Raw genomic sequence first — 19,312 nt, forward strand, 5'->3', positions numbered from 1 at the left:
TTGGACAAATGACTATAGCGATCGCTCGTAGGGGAGGGGCTGTATTGGACTCAACCCAGAAGCGCTATAATGCCCAATGCCCCATGCCCAATGTCCCATGAATACCATTCATCCTGCCCGAATTACCAAGGTTCTTCCAGACTCTATAGCCGCAGAGATTGGCTTTGAGTCTGGGGATGCGATCGTTGCAATCAATGGTACACGTCCGCGTGACTTAATTGATTATCAGTTCTTGTGTGCTGATGAAATCTTGGAACTAGAAGTTTTAGATGCTGCTGGTAAAACTCATAGCCTGGAAATCGAAAAAGATTACGATCAAGACTTGGGGCTAGAATTTGAAACTGCCCTATTTGATGGCTTAATTCAGTGCAATAACCGCTGCCCATTTTGCTTTATTGATCAACAGCCACCAGGAAAGCGTACTAGCTTATACTTTAAAGACGACGATTACCGTTTAAGCTTTTTGTACGGCTCTTATCTTACCCTTACCAATTTGTCAGAAAGAGAATGGCAGCGGATTGAGCAAATGCGCTTGTCTCCGTTGTATGTTTCTGTTCATGCTACAGAGCCTGAAGTTAGAATTAGACTACTAAAAAATCCCCGTGCGGGACAAATCTTGCAACAACTCAAATGGTTTCAAGAAAGGCGACTACAAATTCATGCTCAAGTGGTTGTTTGTCCTGGTATAAATGATGGCGAACATCTGGAGAAAACCCTAAAAGATTTAGCATCTTTTCATACTGATGAAGTGCCTGCGGTGGCATCAGTAGCAGTGGTACCAGTCGGATTGACACGATTTCGGCCCCAAGAAGATGAACTCATACCAGTAACCAAAGAAAAAGCTAAAGAGGTGATTTCTCAAGTCAAAATGCTTACCCAGCAATTTCGCCAACAATTAGGTTCTAGTGTTGCTTGGTTAGCCGATGAGTGGTTTTTGATTGCAGGTGAGGAATTACCAAGCGAATCTGCATATGAAGAGTATCCTCAAATTGATAATGGTGTTGGTTCTATTCAGTTGTTTATCAAGCAATTTGCAGCCGCCGCAACAGAATCACTACCACCAAAAGTTTCTCCTCAGAGAAAATTAACTTGGGTAGTAGGCAACGCAGTAGAAAAGGCATTTCAACCTATTTTGCAACGGTTAAATTCTGTTGAAGGTTTAGAAGTAAATATGCGTGCTTTATGCAGTGATTATTGGGGACAGAAGATTACTGTAACAGGGTTGCTAACAGGCCATGATTTGCTGTTGAACTTACAAGGGCAAGATTTAGGTGAAGGGATTTTATTGCCAAATGTAATGCTCAAACATGGTGAACTGGTATTTTTAGATGATATGAGTATTGAAGAATTAGCCTGCAAATTGGAGATAAAAATCCTACCAATAGCAGGAGTTGAAGATTTAATTAATACCTGTATTGTTTAAGCTGTTTTTGTTAATCTTTTAGTCTAGACGATTTAACTCCGTTCTGCAAGACCTTCTTGTTTACTACTTTAGAGAACGCATTTTTTGCCTAGTTTTTTGATGCCTTCTAGTGTAGAATGAGAACTAATAGGTAAATGTAGCAATAGCGTGCAAAAACTAAGCTAATCAACTAACCAACGCTAGCTATCTGGTTATTGCTGCTGGTATATACGGCAGTTTAAGGTTAGCAACATAAAAAGAGCTTTAGTAAAAGCCTACTCAAGAACAGGATAAGTATATCTTATTACCTTTTCAACTATCTACCTGAATAGAATTCAGGGGATGAAGACCACAAACTGCACGTGTTTGTATGGTTAATTTTTGGATAGATAGCTTTCGTGGTTAGTCATATTTAGGCTATCCCCTAAATACGAAGTTTCATCGATTCAGCGACCCGATTAAATTTACCTAGTCCAAGCCTTTGGGCTAAAACCTTTTTGCATCCAGATATTTGGATGTAGTATCCAAAGATTACAAATTAGAATTTGTAATCTTCTTGCTCACCATTACGTTTAATTAAATGTCATGACTGATGTTAACTTTATCAGCACTATCTGCATCTTGGCAGTAGCATATCTAACTAGCGTCTATTTTTGGATAGCTTTTTCTCAAAATTCAAATGAGTCAGACAACTACTAAAACATCAACTCTAAAGAGAATTTTAGTAGTTGGCACAATTTAAACCATAAGTTGGTCTTTGATAGCATTGGCTACTATATCATTGTGGAAACTAATCTGTCAATGAATTGGAGGATATTTCAGAAATAGGCAGCCAAAGGAAACTTATATCAGGAGTTCAGATAGATAGTAAGGGAACATCCCAATTTTGCAAAAACACGAATAAATCTCCACCCTCAATATTTTTAGTCTGGCGCACAGGAGGACACTTGTATAGTGAGTACAGGATTGTACTTCTACTCTTAAAACTTGCGTAGCATATCTGTCAGAAAAAGCTGAGTTTCCAGCTTCAAAAGCCAGTGCGTTGCTTATTTTAACAAAGTTGTAAGTTGTTAAAAAGATTGCATATTTAATTGTATAGTTTTTTAATGTTGACTTTCAGCGGTCAGCTATCAGCAATCCTGATGATTGACTGTGCTTTATGGATGTGTTTGAACTTAGCAACTGGCCACAAACTGTCCATTGTGACTATAAAGATTGAAAGTAGATTTACCAATTTGGGATGTTCCTGATAGCAATTTGTACATTAATTTTAGAAATGGTTGTTTTTTTATCAGAAATTTTTACAAACAGAGAAATACAAATTGGCTTACTAGGACTGGGAGTCGGATTTTTTATTTTCATAGTTGGTCGTTTCATGATCTCATTGACAAACTTACTCTGGAAACGTTTTAATTTTCTCCAAATTACTGATATTTACCAAAAGTTAATTAAGCCAAATGAAGACTTATTAATTGTGGTATCTGTAATTGGTATTTTTGAGTTTGTTACATCCTTTTTACCTAGAAATCAATGGACAAACTCATTAGAAATTATTGTGAGTTTAACTCTGGCGATCGCAGTCAGCTGGTTAGCCACTAAATTATTTCAAAAGTTTTTTGATTTTTATTTATTAAATGCTGCTTTCAAAACTGGGCAAAAAATTAGCAGTGAGTTACTCATCCTTTTAAAATGGGTTGCTAACCTCGTCATTATCTTTTTAGCAATTCTTACCTATGCTCAAACACATCAAATTAATCTTTTAGGATTGCTAGCTAGTTTAGGAATCGGTGGTTTAGCAGTAGCCTTTGCTGCTCAAAAAACTCTGGAACAAGTTCTAGGTGGTATTGTTCTTTATCTTGATCGCCCCTTCGTGATTGATGATTATATTGGTCTTCCCGATGGAACTTTTGGACGAGTTGAATCTATAGGATTAAGATCCACCCGAATTAGAACATCTGGTAAGGGAACTGTGATGATAGTTCCCAACAGTTCTCTGACTCAAGTTAATATTGAAAATTTCACTGGTGGGAAGAAAGTCATGTCTATTCTTTATTTGACCTTCTACCGAGTACTAAGTAGTGAAGATAGAGCCTTAATTCGCCAAGTTATTCTAGATAGTACGAATGGTATTTTTGGGATTGATTCGCAAAATACAGGAGTTACTTTTAAAAGTATCAGTAATTCCCTAGAACCAGATAAAACTCAAGCACAAGTTACTTTGTTTATCTTAGGTTCTGGAGATGTTTCAATGGAATTACGTCGCCAACTGCTAAATATGGCAACTGAAAGCATGACTCAGTGTTTAAAAGAATATGGTATTGCGTTTGATATAGAAGAACCAACAATTTATGTTGATTCACCAATTACAATTTAGAGAGAATGACGAATATTTCACGTATTATTCTAGATTTTTTTCAACGTGATAGCACAATATCAGCCTTATCTAGATTTGGAGTCTTTCTAGTTTTTATTTTGCTGTCTTTGCTAGTAGGGCAATATACTCCTACATTCTTGCGAATTATTATTCGTCGTTTTGCACCGCAGCAAGTTGCCAGTATTTATAATAATTTGATTGACCCAATTAGAAACTTATTTAGAATCACAGGTAGCTTAATTCTGATTTCATTATCTTTAGCATGGATTGTGGAATATGAATCTATCTATAGATTTCTTTCTCCTATTGTTGATTTAGCTGTTATTGTCAGTATCTCTTGGCTATGCTCTCGTTTATTTCGACAGTTTATTCGAGTGTATGGAATTGAAATATTACGTAAATTTGGTCGAGAGGTAGATGAAGTACTTTTAGTATTTGAAACAATTGCAAATGTAATTATCGGATTTATTGCTGTTCTGGCTTTTGCCCAAAGTCAACAGTTTAATTTAATTGGGTTAATAACTGGATTAGGAATTGGTGGATTAGCTGTAGCTTTTGCGGCTCAAAAAACTCTAGAGCAGTTGTTGGGAACAATTGTGTTGTATTTAGATCGCCCCTTTGTCCCTGGAGAATATATTCGTTTACAAAAATTTCAACAAATCCCTGAAGGTTTATTTGGACGAGTTGAGTCAATTGGTATACGCTCAACCAAAATTCGCGCTGCTGCTAAAAGTACATTGTTTATTATTCCCAATTCAATATTAGCCAACTTAGAAATTGAAAATATTACTCGAGGGAAGAAAGTTATGGTTCTACTCTACCTCGATTTTTTAGACTTGCTGCAAGACCGAGAACAAGCTCTGGTTCAACAGGTAATTGTCGAGAGTACTAATTCACTATTTGGTATCGATCCAGGTAGCACCAGCATTACTTTTTTAACCCATAAAAATGCAGAAAAAAAGATAACTCGAACAAGAGTAACATTTTTTATTTTGGGTTCTAGTGACAACTGTCTGCAATTACGCAAACGTTTATTAGAATTAGCAAATGAAAAAATTTCTAAAAAGCTAGTCACGAATGGAATTAAATTCACGATGCAAGAGCCAACAATTTATCTGGAATCGCCTGTGACAATTTGAGTATCAATCTTGGCATTTTTTATTGGTTTTGATAGGCTAGATTGATAAAGGTAATTCATTAAGTAGTTATATATAAAATCTATAGGAGCCTTATTTGGTTTTGCAAAAGCCATACTAATAGTAAATTTACGTAACTAAGGTTATATATCAGTAAACTTACCATAAATTAAGCCAGAGTCCTAGATGATGTACTAATGAATTCTGATTAATAACTCAATTAATTAATAATGAAATGAGGAGTTACTGGTGAGGCATCAAGAAAATCAAAAAGATATAAGTTTAAAAATTAAAGAAGCTAGAAAATTATTTATTTTAAGTTGTGAAATTGTAATTTTAAATTTTTTGAGTATTTTGCCAGTAACGGCAGCAACCGAAGAACCTGTATTGAGCGTAGTGCATAGCCAAGAAAATGCAAATCAGTGGACAGGCATAACTGACCGCTTAGAGGCAATAGGGGCGAAATATTGTGTAATTCCCCTAAATGATGTGCGGAGTATGGCAGATTGGGGCGATCGCCGGGTATTATTTTTGCCAAATGTCGAGACATTAACACCAACCCAAGTGATCGCTTTGGAAGAATGGATGAGTAAGGGAGGGCGCTTGATTGCTAGTGGCCCTATAGGTAGTCTGTCATCGCCAGGAGTACGGCAATTATTGCGATCGCTCTTGGGAGGTTATTGGGGATTCAGCCTCAGTGATACACAACAGATTAAACCTGCAAAAACCAAGATCCCAGGATGGGCAAATCAAACTGGACTCTTTGGAAAAGTCCGTGGCGGCGTTGTGATTCCTAATGATATGGGCACTCAATCTCCTGCTGTTTGGAATTCTAAAGATAATCCAGCCGCAGTAGTAACAACTGAGCGCTCCACCTTTATGGGCTGGCGTTGGGGAACAGATACAGCCTCAGCAGCTGAGTTAGATAATGCCTGGTTAAAAGCTACTGTTGATTACTATTTCACAGCACTAGCGCCATCAAATCGTACCAAAAAAATAGCAGGAGGTTCCCAAACCTGCTCTACGACTGTGGCGGCTGCACCGAGGGAGCAAGGCAGCAGGGGTGCAGGGGTGCAGAGGGGCAGTTCATCTCCTTCATCTCCTCCTCCTAAAATTGCCACCGCTCCTATACCTAGACCACTTCCTATAGTCAAACCCCCGAGTTCTCAGGAAGCTATTGATCAGTTGGAACAAGCGGTGCGTCTAGATGTTGCGCCTAACTCTAATGAGCCGATTGACACCAACCAAGCGATCGCCCTCCAGCAAGAGCTAGAAAACCTGATTGGTCGAGTGGAAAGCGCTCATTTAGCAGTATTAGCTGATGCGGCTAATGTTGGTGAAACTATATCTGAACAGAAGCAATTTTCTAGACATTTAGACAATTACGCCTCTTTGCCTGTCAAAGAGCAGCAGACACAATTGGCCTCAACCAAACCAGGGGGGCTAGTTATAGGTAAAGAGCAAGCCTTGGCACAAGCAAGGGTAATTGCCAAAAATTTACCCCAACAGATTGCCCAAAAAAACTACGCTCTAGCTCGTCAGCAGTGGCTGCTTGCTAAAACAAGTTTGTGGCAGCAGTTTCCAGTTGATCAAAAACTAGCTCAACCAGAAATTCGGGCAGTTTGGTTAGATCGGGGGACGATTGTTCGTGCTGGTAGCAAAGCCGGACTAGCCCAGATTTTTGATCGCCTCACCCAAGCTGGAATCAATACCGTCTTTTTTGAAACTGTTAACGCTGGTTATACAATTTATCCGAGCCAAGTTGCAAAAGAGCAAAACCCCTTGATTCGTGGGTGGGATCCACTAGCAGAGGCAGTGAAATTAGCCCATGAGCGAGACATGGAATTACACGCTTGGGTTTGGACTTTTGCTGCTGGCAACCAACGTCACAATGAAATTCTCAACGTTAATCCTGATTATCCAGGGCCAGTACTGGCGGCTCATCCCGATTGGGCAAACTACGATAACCTTGGCAACATGATTCCCGTTGGCCAGAGCAAGCCATTCTTCGATCCAGCCAACCCCGAAGTACGGCAATACTTGCTCAAGCTGTATGAGGAAATTGTCACTCGCTATAAGGTGGATGGTTTACAGCTAGACTACATTCGCTACCCTTTCCAAGACCCATCAGCAGGTCGAAGCTATGGCTATGGGAAAGCTGCAAGAGCGCAATTTCAGCGGCTTACTGGTGTAGATCCATTGAATATTTCTCCTAGCCAACCAGACTTGTGGCAAAAGTGGACGACATTTCGCACCGATCAAGTTGATAGTTTTGTCGCCCAAGCATCACAGCAGTTGCGACAAAAGCAACCAAATTTGATTTTGTCAGTTGCGGTATTTCCTTTACCGGAAATAGAGCGGATTCAGAAAATTCAACAAAATTGGGAAACTTGGGCAAGGCGGGGGGATGTAGATTTAATCGTTCCCATGACTTATGCTCTGGATACTTCTCGCTTCCAACGACTTGCTCAACCCTGGATTGCTTCTAAACAATTGGGAGTTACCTTGTTAGTGCCGGGAATTCGCTTACTTTCTTTGCCAACCATCGGGGCATTTGATCAACTCCAGTTGGTAAGGGACTTGCCAGTTAGTGGTTATGCACTCTTTGCCGCAGAGAATTTTAACAACGATTTACAAAAACTTTTTAATAGCACCCAAGGTAGGGTTCAATCTAAAACAAGTCAACCGATTCCTCACCGTCAGCCTTTTCAAACTGCCGCCATCCGTTACACCGCACTGCAACGGGAATGGAAATTTGTTTTCCAAAATGACCAACTACAAAGGTCTGCTCAGAAAATATCAGATTTTAACAATCAGGCAGAAGTTTTACGCAGTGCTTTAAATCAGCTTGCCACTTCCCCTTCTCCTAGTAAGTTGCTAGTAGCGAAAGCCTCTCTAACTCGCTTCCAGTCACAATTTCGAGTATTGATGAGCCAAGAACTTAAGTCGAATTCCTATCAAGTCAAAGTTTGGGAAAATCGACTTGTAACTATAGAAAGGCTATTACGTTACGGCGAACGGCGGGTACAGTTGCGTCCTTAGTAGAGAGGCAAGGGGAGCAGGCTTGCCGTGAGCGTAGCCGAATGGGAGCAGGGGGAAATTCCTCTCTTCTGCACCCTTCCCCATGCCTAATGTCCAATTTCCAACTAGCTGGATATAAGCTAGTTTGTAATTCTTAACACACTTTTGCCGTGTTTATATCCCAAATATTACTATCTGTTTAGCGTCAAAATATTGGAAAATACTTAGATAACCAGTTTGAAATAAGTATTGTTTGATAATAGCTATCGGAAAAATCTATGCAAGCTTTACCTCAGCTTATCGGGTTACAAAGCAAACAGCCAGTAATTAACTGTTTGCTGCTGATGGTTGTGCCGCCAAAATCAATATTAGATGGAATGTCTACAACGGGCTACACCTATGTACTGATGTTAATACGGCGCAAAAGTGTCCTCTTCTCTTCATGTTCCCACGTAGTGGGCTGCTTCACAAAGTATTGTCAAATAATGCTTGTAGCTTCAAGAGCTAGTTTCAGAACAACCAATATTTTTGAAGTTATGCATACCTTGGTCATAACATTTAGCATATCAGAATTTTCAAAGATAGCCTCAGTGCTATCACCCCTATGTCCGTCAGCAACAGTGATATTTACTACCAGTTTAAGATAACCAAAGTAACATAATCGTGTGAATCACCCTTCAAGGTATCTGTAAAGCATAAGGCTAGTATTGGTTCTTTGGAGGAAGAAGATTAGATTCTTTCTAAGAGGTAATATACTAGGCACTGGATTAGGGATGTAAATTGTAAAAAAACGTGTAGATATTTGCTAAGGTGAAATTTTTGTCATAAGTATGCTGAAGTTTGGTATAAAGTTTACTGTTATTTTGTGATTAATTAAATAATAAAATATAAATCGAGGGAAATATATGTCCAAAATTTTAATAATAGAAGATGAAGAAGCAGTCCGTGAAAACATTTTAGATTTGCTAGAAGCTGAGGATTTTGAAACTATCGCTGCGGCTAATGGTAGAATCGGGATAAATTTGGCTATCTCCGAAGTTCCCGATTTAATTCTATGCGATATGATGATGCCAGAAATTGACGGTCATGGCGTGTTAACAGCGTTACGCCAAGAACCATCAACGGCAACAATTCCCTTCATTTTTCTAACTGCCAAATCTGCTAAATCAGATTTTCGTCAAGGCATGAATATGGGTGCTGATGACTATATAACTAAGCCATTCACTCGGTCTGAGTTATTAAGCACTATAATCAACAGGTTGGAAAAACACGCTACTTTAAAAAGGTATTTATCTCCTAAAACTGTCATTAACAACTTGTCTCCAAAAATGCAGTTGTTAGAGATTAGCTTACACCGGGCTATCAAACAACATAACTTTCAAGAGTTTGAAATTTATTATCAACCAATAGTCGATATTGCTTCTGGGAAAATAGTAGCGGCGGAAAGTTTATTACGCTGGCAAAGTCCAGAGTTAGGGATGATTTACCCAACAGAATTTATTCCCTTAGCAGAGTCTACAGGTTTAATTGTTCCTATTGGTAAATGGGTATTAAAAAAGGTATGCAAACAAATTAAAAGCTGGCGTGATGCTGGAATTTATTCTTTACTTGTTGCTGTAAATTTGTCAGTAATTGAATTTAATCAACCAGATTTTATTCATAAAATAGTTAATTTTATAACTGCCAATGATTTAGAACCACATTACTTAGAACTAGAACTCACCGAAAGTATGATTATGCAAGATGTAAATAGTGCGATCGCTACTATGAGCAAATTGCAATCTTTGGGTGTAAAGATTGCGGTCGATGATTTTGGTACGGGCTACTCTTCTTTAATTTATTTGAAAAACTTACCAATTAATACGTTAAAAATAGACCGTTATTTTATCCATAATGTCGCAAATGATCTACAGAAATCAGCCATTACTAAAGCATTAATTCAAATGGCTCATAATCTCAATCTAGATGTAATAGCTGAAGGTGTAGAGACGGAAGCAGAACTGGCTTTTTTGCGCCAATACAACTGTAATTCTATGCAAGGTTTTCTATTTAGCCGTCCATTACCATCAGCAGAATTTGAAAAGTTTTTGTTGACTAACAAATGCTTATATGTCTGAATACTGGACATCGGGCAGTAAATGATTTTTCCAGCACCCAATCCTCTAATAGCTTAACTAACTAATAAAAATCGGACTTTAGACTGGCGACAATTATTAAGCCTCAAGTCTACAGTAAGAAAATTGTGTATAGTGTCTACTCCCATGAAAATCTTTGCGCGTTTTTTGCTGCCAGTTTTTTTACTGACTTTAGCAGTAGCCTGTAACCAGACTCGCGCTTCATCAGATAATGCCATAGCACAAACATCTGTACCTTCTGCCCAACCGACACAGAATTCCACACAGCCAAAAAATATCGTCCGTACTGAAGCACTTTCACCTACACCCATCCGCATCGATCTGAAGAATTTGCCAGCACCCTTCGCAACAGAAAGTGCCTCCAAGCGGCCTGAGGTAGTGGCGATTCCGCAAAATCCCGTGCTGCGCGTACCACCAGGGTTCACAGTAAACGTCTTTGCCGAAGGTTTAGATGCCCCACGCTGGCTAGCTTTAACTCCCAGTGGTGATGTCCTAGTGACTGAAACTGGGCAAAATCGCATTCGTTTGTTGCGTGACAGCAACAGCGATGGTATCGCCGACGTTCGAGAAACCTTTGCTAGTAGAGATAACGGACTCAATAGACCCTTTGGTATGGCTTTTGTAGATAATTCCTTTTTTCTGGGGAACACAGATGCTGTGGTGCGTTTTTCCTATACCCAAGGTCAAAACAAGATTACAGGTAAGGGAAAAAAAATCGCCGACTTGCCCGCTCAAGGTTATAACAATCATTGGACGCGCAATGTCGTTGTCTCGCCCGATGGCAATAAATTATATGTTTCAGTTGGTTCAGGAACCAATGTGGATGAAGAACCCCTACCACGGGCTTCAATACAGGTGATGAATTTAGATGGTTCCCAGCAAGAAACTTTCGCTTCTGGCTTGCGTAACCCTGTTGGTTTAGACTTTCACCCTGTAACTAAGGAACTTTACACTACCGTCAACGAACGGGATGGAATTGGTGATGATTTGGTTCCAGATTATCTAACACGCGTTCAACAGGGAGCATTTTACGGCTGGCCCTATGCTTATCTAACACCAAACAACCTTGATCCGCGACAAAAAACAGATGACAAAAGTAAACGCCCCGACTTAGTAGCCCGTACCCAAACGCCAGATGTGCTGTTTCAGGCGCACTCAGCAGCATTGGGTTTGCAGTTTTATGATGGTAAAACGTTTCCAGAAAAGTACCGAAATGGTGCTTTTGCTGCTTTCCGTGGTTCTTGGAATCGCGATCGCGGCACCGGTTATAAAATTGTATTTGTTCCCTTTGATGGTAAAGGGCGATCGCTTGGCTACTACGAAGATTTTCTCACAGGATTTTTGTTAAATCCATCTGTACCAACTACTTGGGGACGACCTGTTGGTTTACTTGTGTTACCAGATGGCAGTCTTCTATTAACAGAAGAAGCCAATAATCGAATTTATCGAATTCAGTATACGGGGGGTTAAGCAATTTACGCATTCAAACATTTAAAAATTTACGGATAGGATCTGTTGCCTGGAGTAAAGTTAGAGCAGTTGTCATCAATAGAGATGTTGTGGCTGCATCTCTCTATCCAGGTTTATGTCGTTTACGGTAAATTACTTAAAAATCCTAATACTCATCCGGTTGAGAAATTAATTATGGCTTCTAATGAAAATAATACTCAGTCAAATATCAACGAATTGTCTCCACATTCAGGTACACGATACTGGGGTGAAGTAGAGGTGATCGAGGAGGGAGAAACCTATAGAATTAGTCGTCTTGAAATCAAGCCCAGGCACGGAATTAAACCACAAATCCATTATCATCGCAATGAACATTGGGTTGTAGTTTCTGGTGTAGCAAAGGTAACTTGTGGCGATACGGAAATATTATTGAATCGAAACGAATCAACTTATGTTCCCGCGGCAACTCTACATAAGGTAGAAAATCCTGGACAGATTCCGCTAGTTATTCTGGAAATTCAAAATGGTGAATATTTGGGCGAAGATGATACGGAACGCCCTTATGATTTAAATTTGGTAAAACCTGTAGCTGAAGGTGAGTAAGGACGGGGGAAGTAGATGAGGGAGCAGGGGGCAATGAGGAGAATAAAAAATTAGCTCTTCCCATCTGCTCCCAGCTAAGAGCCACTCTGCCTCTTCCCAATGCCCAAATAAATCAAAACCACCCTTCTTGTTCTAAGGTTTCAATCAGCTGCAAGCCTCGGGGATCACCCACTCCTAACAGTGAGGCTTTAGCGTCTTCCCGGACTCCTAAATCTTGGTCTTCGGCAAAGGCTTGAATTAAAGCGTCGATCGCTGTGGCATAAACTACATTAGAAGGCAGTTCGCGGCACAGTTGACCAATTGCCCAAGCACTGTTACTCCGCACTGCTTCTACAGGATCTTTGACCAAGGCTTCAATTAATGGTGGTATTGCCCTTATAACCGCCTCATAACCCACATCTGCCATTTGTGCTAAGGCGCTAGCAGCCCACAAACGGACTGCGGAAATGTCAGTTCTTAAAGCATCTGCTAGGGGTGGTAAACAACGGCGATCGCGACAGTTTCCTAAAGCCCAAACAACACCTTTACGCACATAGCCATTCCAATCACTGTTTAGTTGAGCAATTAATGGTCTCACTGCCTCTGAACTAGGATTGCGTCCAAGTCCATAAGCTGCACTCACCCGCACTAAGGGACAAGTATCACTTAACAGGCGAATTAGATGGGGGGTAGCACGCGCATCTTCTATATCACAAAAAGCACGCGCTGCTAACATTTTTTGTTGGGGCTGGGGATTTTCCAGCAGGGCTAGCATCTCTTCTGGATCTGGCTTTGCCACAACTGATTCGGCAGTTAGCGGCTCTATTTTATCTAGGGGGCTTTCTAGCTCCTCCTCAATATCGAGTAGGCTTAGATCATCTGCGTCATACATAATTTCATTTCAATCCCTTTTCGGGATTAACACATAATCCCCCGCGCCAATAAGTTAAAGCTTTATAAGTATTAGTTGCGTAATTATACACTTTCCTTTCCCCTCGTTGAGTTTTATCCAAACGAGAAACGCCATAACTTAGACGCTAAAATTATGTTACTGCTATCCTACCTATAGTTTATTTTTCTGCACTCAGGAATTTTACCATCCACAGGGATTGGGTTTGATAACCTAAGTGATTGTAAAGATTTAATGCGGGTTTGTTTGATTGAAAAACTTGCAATCCAATCTGGCGATCGCCTCTTTGAATAGCCCAATTTTCTACATATTGCATTAAGGCTCTACCAATACCCCGTCGCCGATGCTCTGGTACAACGTAGAGAATAAAAATATGAGCATGACGGTTCCCATGTACTTGATCTAAAGCATTGCCCACCCAGAGGCAAGCGATAGGGGGTAGAGGAGCAGAGGAGAGAGATTCTTTATTACTCCCCTGCTCCCTGCTCCCTGCTTCCTGCTCCCCCTCCTCTTCTACCCACCACAAGGGCGTATCGCTAGAAAAGTATTGCTTAACTGTTTGCTCTAGGTGGGAAAAATCCTCATTGGGATAGAGATCCTGGTAAGTTCGCTGCATGAATTTAAGCAGCAGCGCCCGATCCAAAGTGGAACCACGGCGAATAATATACCCAGGTAGTAGTTGCTCAGACACTTCTAACGTTTATTAACTTAGCTAGCTAAATTATGTGCTGCTGGCGGTAAATTAGTTGGAGTAGGTTGAAAACTTACCCCCACCTCTTCAATTGGTGCGGGTGCTGCCATATCAGACGGTAAAAAGATGCGGGCGCTGACTGCCACTAAAGCAAAGAAAAATACTAATACTGCAAGCAGTGGGGCGATGTATTGACGAAAAATAGCCATATTTTAATTGCAAGAAGCTAGGAACTTTTATGAGAACCTAGCTGAAGATTTGTGAAGTATTCTTGATTTATTTTAGCAATTTTCTGTGCATGGAAATGGGGAATTGGGCAATACTTCTCTCCCCCTGCTTCCCCTCCCCTGCCTCCCTTACTCCCGCTGGCGATCGCTCTCCAAGTCATCAAGCACTCTTTCGCAATACCAATTCTCCGGCATCCCAGGATAAGTTTCCTTTGCCTGTTCAATTAAGCGTTCGGCTGCGGCAGTGTCACCAGATAATTTAGCGATTAGCCTGTTTTTGAGATAGCTATCAGATAAACCCTCCTCTACCTGGGTTGGTATCCCTTGATTTATGCTTGATGGAGTTGATGGTCGGGATTGCTCTCTCCGCAACTGCCAAAATAAAACGTAATAAAGTGTACCAAAAATTAAAATTAGGCTGAGGGTTCCGAAAAAAGTTAGGAGGTTAAATGCTAGAAATCCTAGAACTAACTGTGAGAGAACATAGCCAAGTAATAAACCAGTGAGTAAGAGGATGAATGTGCCGACAGCAATAACTACTTGATTCCCCATATATCCTCTTCTTCGTCCTCAAGTCCTGGTCTGGATACTGCCACTGGCTGAGGGTTCCAGGGGGCAAATACTGGTAATAGAAGTAGTCCTGGTACAGCGGCGGCGATGGTAATTAAGAAAAATACTGGCCAACCCGTGCTTTGTGCGATCGCACCTCCAGGTGCCGCCAGAATATCTCGGCTGACAGCCATTAAGCTGGATAATAAAGCATATTGGGTTGCGGAAAACCGCTGGTTACAAAGACTCATCAAAAAGGCAACAAAGGCTGCTGTCCCCAATCCACCACAAAATTGTTCTACGTTGATGGCGAGTACCATAGCTTGGTAGTTTTGACCGATGTACGCTAGAAAAAAGTAAGCTAAATTACTTACTGCTTGTAGAATACCAAAAACCCAAAGTGATCGATTGATGCCAATAGCACTCAAAATTGAACCACCTGCTAAAGCGCCAACAATCGTAGCAATTAAACCCATCCCCACTTGAATTGCCCCAATGTCGGTTTTGGTAAAACCAGTTTGCAGCAAAAAAGGTGTGGTCATATTGCTCAACAAAGCATCACCTAGCTTGTATAGAGTAATGAATGCAAGCATTAGAATACCTTGTATGATGCTCTGACGCTGAAAAAATTCCTTAAAAGGCAAGATTACAGCATCCCTTAGAGAAGCTGGAGGGCTAATTTCCTTGGGTTCTGGTGCAAACAACGTGGCAAGAATACCAATTACCATCATCCCTGCCATAAATAAGTAAACCGATGACCAAGGCAGTTTATCAGCAAGTATCAAGGCTAAAGCACCTGCGGCTAATAGGGCTATTCGATAACCTAAGATAAAAACAGCTGCACCAGCACCCATTTCTAGTTTTTCTAAAACGTCGGTGCGGTAGGCATCAACGGCAATATCTTGAGTTGCACTGATAAAAGCAATGAGTATGGCGTTGATGGCTAGTAGCTGTAATGCTTGTTTGGGTTGTTGAAAAGCCATGACTGCGATCGCTACGATCAAAGCAATCTGCGTCAAAATTAACCAACCCCGTCGTCGTCCCAAAACTGGTAAGGTGAACCTGTCCACCAAGGGTGCCCACAAAAACTTCAAGGAATAAGGCAAACTAGCAAGGCTAAACCAACCAATAGCGGCTAAATCTACCTTCTCCTCGGTCATCCAAGCCTTTAAGGTATTACCGATTAACAATAATGGTAAACCCGATGAAAAACCTAAAAATAATAAAGCCGCCATCTTGCGGCTACCGAAAACTCCCAGTAGCGATTTAATTTTCCTCATAGTTTCAACTTTTTGCCTCTTTTGAGGAAATATCAATAAAATACAACGAGGAAATCGAAAAGTATATCATCTAACTACTACCTATAAGGGTTTGGATTATCGGAGTGGCAGCAGTTCCGATTAATTTCTATCAAAGATTGAAACTTGCCATAGCTGCTATGTGATTTTCCGTAAACATGAGAAACTACCAAGATTTACTTGGGTTAAATACAAATTCAGGATAACCTTATAGCGTCAGCGTTTTTTTAACTTTCTTGAATTGGATAAACCTGATGTCCCTTGATTTCTACTTTGTGTGCAGCGAGGCATTTTTCCCACCCTTCACGCGTACCAATGTCGCTTTTTTGGTTAAGCAGCCCTAATTCCTGTTCTTGTTGGGTGAGTTTAGCAAATTCTTCGTAGCGTGGGTAGTTGCTGGTAACAAATGTTTCCTTACGGTGCAAAATTGGCGGATTTGCTCTATTTTCGTAGTCTCGGTGAGTGACAAATAGGGTTTTTAAATCAATACCGATGCTGGCTTTTAAAGCTGGGTGGGGATCAGTGTCGAATTCGGGGTAAAACAGATAAGATATTTGCGGCTTATCAGTGTGATATTTGATCAATGTGGCTCCATCTACACGCCCGATGGTGCGGCTAGCGCAGCCTTCACAAATTCGCAGCAATGGATCAAGTGCTGCTAATGCCGAAACATGGATGTAAATAGCACCGCGTGTATGTTTACCAATTTTGCTTTTTTCGCAAGCAGTTTGAATCACCCCAGGTTTACCTAAGCTGAAAAGCTTTTGATCGGCTACTTGACACGCTTCTTCATAACTACTAAAAAAGGCTTTGATATCGTGACGCATTTCTGCTGCTAACTTTTGCCATGCAGGGCGTTGATCAAAGTGGGTGAGGGCAAGATAAACTTGGATATCTAGAGAACGACGATAAGCGATCGCATCCCATTCAGCCTCATCAGTAGCTTGCAAAACTACACCGAAGGCACGGCGAAAGTTACCAAATTCGCCCAGTAATTCCTGTTCATTTTCCAATTCGCCTTTCACGGGAAGTCTACCGCGCTTGGTAAAAAAAGCCATGAGTGGTTGCAGCTGTTCTTGATAATCTTCAAACCGCTTAACGGGGATGCGGACTCGCGGTGTAGAAGTGGTAGAAAAGAAGCGGATAGCTTTGTAACTTTCTTTTTGGGCTTCATCTCGAAAAACAAAATAAACGCCTAGTGCGATCGGTACTGCATCAACATTTAGGACTTCATCAATATAAGTTTTGAGTTCTTGTTGTTCGTAATATTTCTGAAAAGTATTGCGGCGCGTCACAATGCCGTCATTGTAAGCAAGTTGGGTTTTGCTGGGAGCGTTAATGAGTATTTGAGCCGCGACAATTAAAACTTTCCCGGTGAGTTCCCAAGCTTGGATCAGGCTTTGACGGCGTTCTTCTGAGTCTTCAATAACATTGAGGACATAGCCCAAGTTGACCACATCGGCGGCGGTGCGTGGTACATCAGGATAGTAGTAAGGATCCCAGCCTGTACTGGTGTAGCCTAAGTTTTTTACTCGCTGGACATCGCCACCGTAGCCGCAACCGTAGTCAAAAAAAGTGGTGTCTGGATTGAGGATTGATCCTTCTATAGCCAATCGCACGGGGCGAGATATATCAGTGCGAGCGATCGCAGCTCTATGACGCTCAATTTCTAGTGCTTCAGGCATAATATTAGTTGTCAGTTAACAGTGAACAGTTAACAGTCAACTAATATCCTTTCAATTTTTAACAGCCAGTTCAATTAAATCTTCAATTTTCTTGATATTTGGATCGCCTGCTAAGTAACCAATACCGCGATGGAGATGTAAGCGGAATTGGGTGGCTAGGGTTTCTTTGTCGGTGGGATAACCGTCATTGTGACAGCGTTGCTTGAGGGCGAGGAGGAGAATATCGGACATTTCGCCGCCAAAGACGCGCCAACTCATTTCGACATTGCTATCCTGGGGAATTGGGACGGGGGAGGGTGCGGTTGCTTCTGCGAGGGAACGGCAAAACGCCCAAGGGCATAGGATATTCCATTGGTCGATTTTGGTGCTGCGCTTAAGTTTGGTAAGTTGGTCTTTGGCTGTTTGGGAGAGACGAATACGTTCTATTGGTGATTCCATAATTTTCCTAAAAATTGAGATAATTTTCGCTCATAAACCCAAACAGTAGCGAACCGCAGTTTCAACTTCAAGCATTTTGGAGTCAGAAATCTTGCCAGATGGATCAGCAGGAAAGCGATTTGGATCTAAAGAACGAATTTGAAAAGATAAGAACACTGTTTCTATAAGCAATCCACTGTCACCTGGCGAGACTCGTATATTGGTTGGATAATCACGCTTAATATTTGTTCCTTTCGTACCGACAATTACAGTCACAACCAAAGGTAATTGATTGATAGCGTCTATAGATAAAACTAAAACTGGTCTTGTTCCTGCCTGTTCTCGGCCCAGCACTGGATTAAGATTGACAAAATAAATTTGTCCTCTCTCGATGCTCACAGCTTCTCTAAACCATCCATTTCTGTGATACTAAATTCATTATTAATAGTGGTAATTTCTGTTTGTATATCTAAATCACTAGCCATTGCAACTAGTTGTTCATTCATATATTTAACATCATTGAATTTATTTAATATTTGCTTTTTTTCTTGAACTCGCTTTTCGATACGTTCTAATAGCCATTCTAATTCTTCTAAGGACAAAACACGTAGGTCATGCTCTATTTTTATTAAATGTGGTGAGTTCATAATTGATCTCGTTTCCAAAGTCCGTTAGATATATTGTAAAGATGTAGGCTTCAAAAAATTGCGTAGACGCATAGCGGCTTGTCGTTAGACATCGCTCAATTTTTTAACAATATCTACTACCAAAAATATCCTGGTTGGATAGTTGTTTGGCGGGTAGTGGAGTCATACTTAAGCAGATATTCACGAGCGATCGCTTCGTTTTCTCGCAGTGTTTCTACTTCTTTCTTTCCAATCTCTGTGTCGGTAGATAGCAGAATCACTTGATGACTGGCGGATGGAAAGTAACGTTCAACTAAGTTGCTGCGGTGAGAGGAGTCTAGTCTACCTAGTGGCGTATCGATTGCTACTGGTAGGCGGTGTCCAGATACTTTGGCTAAACCCCAGAGGAAAGCGATCGCAAGTAGTTGTTTTTCGCCAGCCGAGAGGCGATGTTTCGGGACAAGTTTACCATTTAAATCGTAAAGCAAAAGGCTAAAAGTCTTAGTAAGCTGTTCCACATTTAGTTTGCAATAGCAGCATTACCTTTATTTTTAATTTTTCTTCCCCATCTAATTATTAACTCTCCCTGATTTAACAACCTATTTAATAAGTTTTTCAGTTCCTCTACTGATTTAAATAGGCGATGAGATATGTATTCTTTCGCCGAATGCCATACAAGTTCGGCTAAATTCAAATCTGGGCTATACTCAGGCAGAAAATATAGTTGAATATTTGGTAAGTTTTTTTCAATCTCTGCCAATATAGTTTTCTTTTTATGGTAACTAGCGTTATCTAGAATTATCAAGATTT

At 40.7% G+C, this 19,312-nt stretch carries 17 protein-coding genes and 1 pseudogene; 7 read left to right on the forward strand and 11 right to left on the reverse strand.

Translation table 11 applies throughout. The features are described 5' to 3' along the window. The first annotated feature begins 97 nt into the window (after positions 1-97). The 7 genes from H6G97_RS23885 to H6G97_RS23915 all read left to right on the forward strand — a co-directional run bounded on the left by H6G97_RS23885 (position 98) and on the right by H6G97_RS23915 (position 12,120). Positions 98-1,423, forward strand: a complete 1,326-nt coding sequence (locus tag H6G97_RS23885; RefSeq protein ID WP_190943123.1) for a TIGR03279 family radical SAM protein — start codon at positions 98-100, stop codon at positions 1,421-1,423. Positions 1,424-2,678: 1,255 nt separating this feature from the next. Beyond that, positions 2,679-3,776, forward strand: a complete 1,098-nt coding sequence (locus H6G97_RS23890; RefSeq protein WP_190943124.1) for a mechanosensitive ion channel family protein — start codon at positions 2,679-2,681, stop codon at positions 3,774-3,776. Between the two features lie 5 nt (positions 3,777-3,781). Further along, complete coding sequence (locus tag H6G97_RS23895) at positions 3,782-4,915, forward strand: mechanosensitive ion channel family protein (RefSeq protein ID WP_190943125.1); 1,134 nt, start codon at positions 3,782-3,784, stop codon at positions 4,913-4,915. 243 nt (positions 4,916-5,158) lie between these two features. Beyond that, a complete protein-coding gene (locus tag H6G97_RS23900; protein WP_190943139.1) occupies positions 5,159-7,954 on the forward strand; it encodes a family 10 glycosylhydrolase in 2,796 nt (931 codons plus the stop codon). An 884-nt stretch (positions 7,955-8,838) separates the two neighbouring features. Next, positions 8,839-10,050 (forward strand): EAL domain-containing response regulator, encoded by a 1,212-nt coding sequence (locus H6G97_RS23905; protein WP_190943126.1) that lies wholly within the window; start codon positions 8,839-8,841, stop codon positions 10,048-10,050. A 144-nt stretch (positions 10,051-10,194) separates the two neighbouring features. Beyond that, positions 10,195-11,538 (forward strand): PQQ-dependent sugar dehydrogenase, encoded by a 1,344-nt coding sequence (locus tag H6G97_RS23910; RefSeq protein ID WP_190943127.1) that lies wholly within the window; start codon positions 10,195-10,197, stop codon positions 11,536-11,538. A 174-nt stretch (positions 11,539-11,712) separates the two neighbouring features. Continuing rightward, a complete protein-coding gene (locus H6G97_RS23915; RefSeq protein WP_190943140.1) occupies positions 11,713-12,120 on the forward strand; it encodes a phosphomannose isomerase type II C-terminal cupin domain in 408 nt (135 codons plus the stop codon). Between the two features lie 112 nt (positions 12,121-12,232). On the opposite strand, the gene H6G97_RS23920 is transcribed toward H6G97_RS23915, so the two are convergent. From H6G97_RS23920 to H6G97_RS23970, 11 genes and pseudogenes are all read right to left on the reverse strand, one after another. Beyond that, positions 12,233-12,991 (reverse strand): HEAT repeat domain-containing protein, encoded by a 759-nt coding sequence (locus H6G97_RS23920; protein ID WP_190943128.1) that lies wholly within the window; start codon positions 12,989-12,991, stop codon positions 12,233-12,235. 178 nt (positions 12,992-13,169) lie between these two features. Next, entirely contained in the window at positions 13,170-13,700 is a 531-nt protein-coding gene (locus tag H6G97_RS23925; RefSeq protein ID WP_190943129.1) for a GNAT family N-acetyltransferase, read from the reverse strand. A 17-nt stretch (positions 13,701-13,717) separates the two neighbouring features. Then, entirely contained in the window at positions 13,718-13,909 is a 192-nt protein-coding gene (locus H6G97_RS23930) for a hypothetical protein (RefSeq protein WP_190943130.1), read from the reverse strand. Positions 13,910-14,056: 147 nt separating this feature from the next. Next, entirely contained in the window at positions 14,057-14,479 is a 423-nt protein-coding gene (locus tag H6G97_RS23935; protein WP_190943131.1) for an ABC transporter permease, read from the reverse strand. After that, positions 14,464-15,756 carry an AmpG family muropeptide MFS transporter gene (locus H6G97_RS23940; RefSeq protein ID WP_190943132.1) on the reverse strand — a complete coding sequence of 431 codons (1,293 nt, stop codon included), beginning with the start codon at positions 15,754-15,756 and terminating at the stop codon, positions 14,464-14,466. Before H6G97_RS23940 ends, H6G97_RS23935 begins: the two co-directional genes overlap by 16 nt. A gap of 245 nt (positions 15,757-16,001) precedes the next feature. After that, entirely contained in the window at positions 16,002-17,459 is a 1,458-nt protein-coding gene (locus H6G97_RS23945; RefSeq protein WP_190943133.1) for a DNA phosphorothioation-associated putative methyltransferase, read from the reverse strand. A 51-nt stretch (positions 17,460-17,510) separates the two neighbouring features. Next, positions 17,511-17,897 (reverse strand): DNA sulfur modification protein DndE, encoded by a 387-nt coding sequence (gene dndE / locus H6G97_RS23950; RefSeq protein WP_190943134.1) that lies wholly within the window; start codon positions 17,895-17,897, stop codon positions 17,511-17,513. A 30-nt stretch (positions 17,898-17,927) separates the two neighbouring features. Continuing rightward, positions 17,928-18,275, reverse strand: a complete 348-nt coding sequence (locus tag H6G97_RS23955; protein WP_190943135.1) for a type II toxin-antitoxin system PemK/MazF family toxin — start codon at positions 18,273-18,275, stop codon at positions 17,928-17,930. Further along, the gene (locus H6G97_RS23960; protein WP_190943136.1) at positions 18,272-18,523 is read right to left on the reverse strand and encodes a hypothetical protein; all 252 of its coding nucleotides are present in this window, start codon (positions 18,521-18,523) and stop codon (positions 18,272-18,274) included. Before H6G97_RS23960 ends, H6G97_RS23955 begins: the two co-directional genes overlap by 4 nt. A 116-nt stretch (positions 18,524-18,639) precedes the next feature. Next, positions 18,640-19,008 (reverse strand): annotated as a pseudogene (locus H6G97_RS23965) (DNA sulfur modification protein DndD); the annotation flags it as partial. A gap of 14 nt (positions 19,009-19,022) precedes the next feature. Continuing rightward, positions 19,023-19,312 (reverse strand): transposase (locus tag H6G97_RS23970; protein WP_190943137.1); only part of this gene is annotated, 290 nt, incomplete at its 5' end.

It is taken from the genome of Nostoc flagelliforme FACHB-838, assembly GCF_014698065.1.
GTDB classification, from domain to species: Bacteria; Cyanobacteriota; Cyanobacteriia; order Cyanobacteriales; family Nostocaceae; genus Nostoc; species Nostoc flagelliforme_B.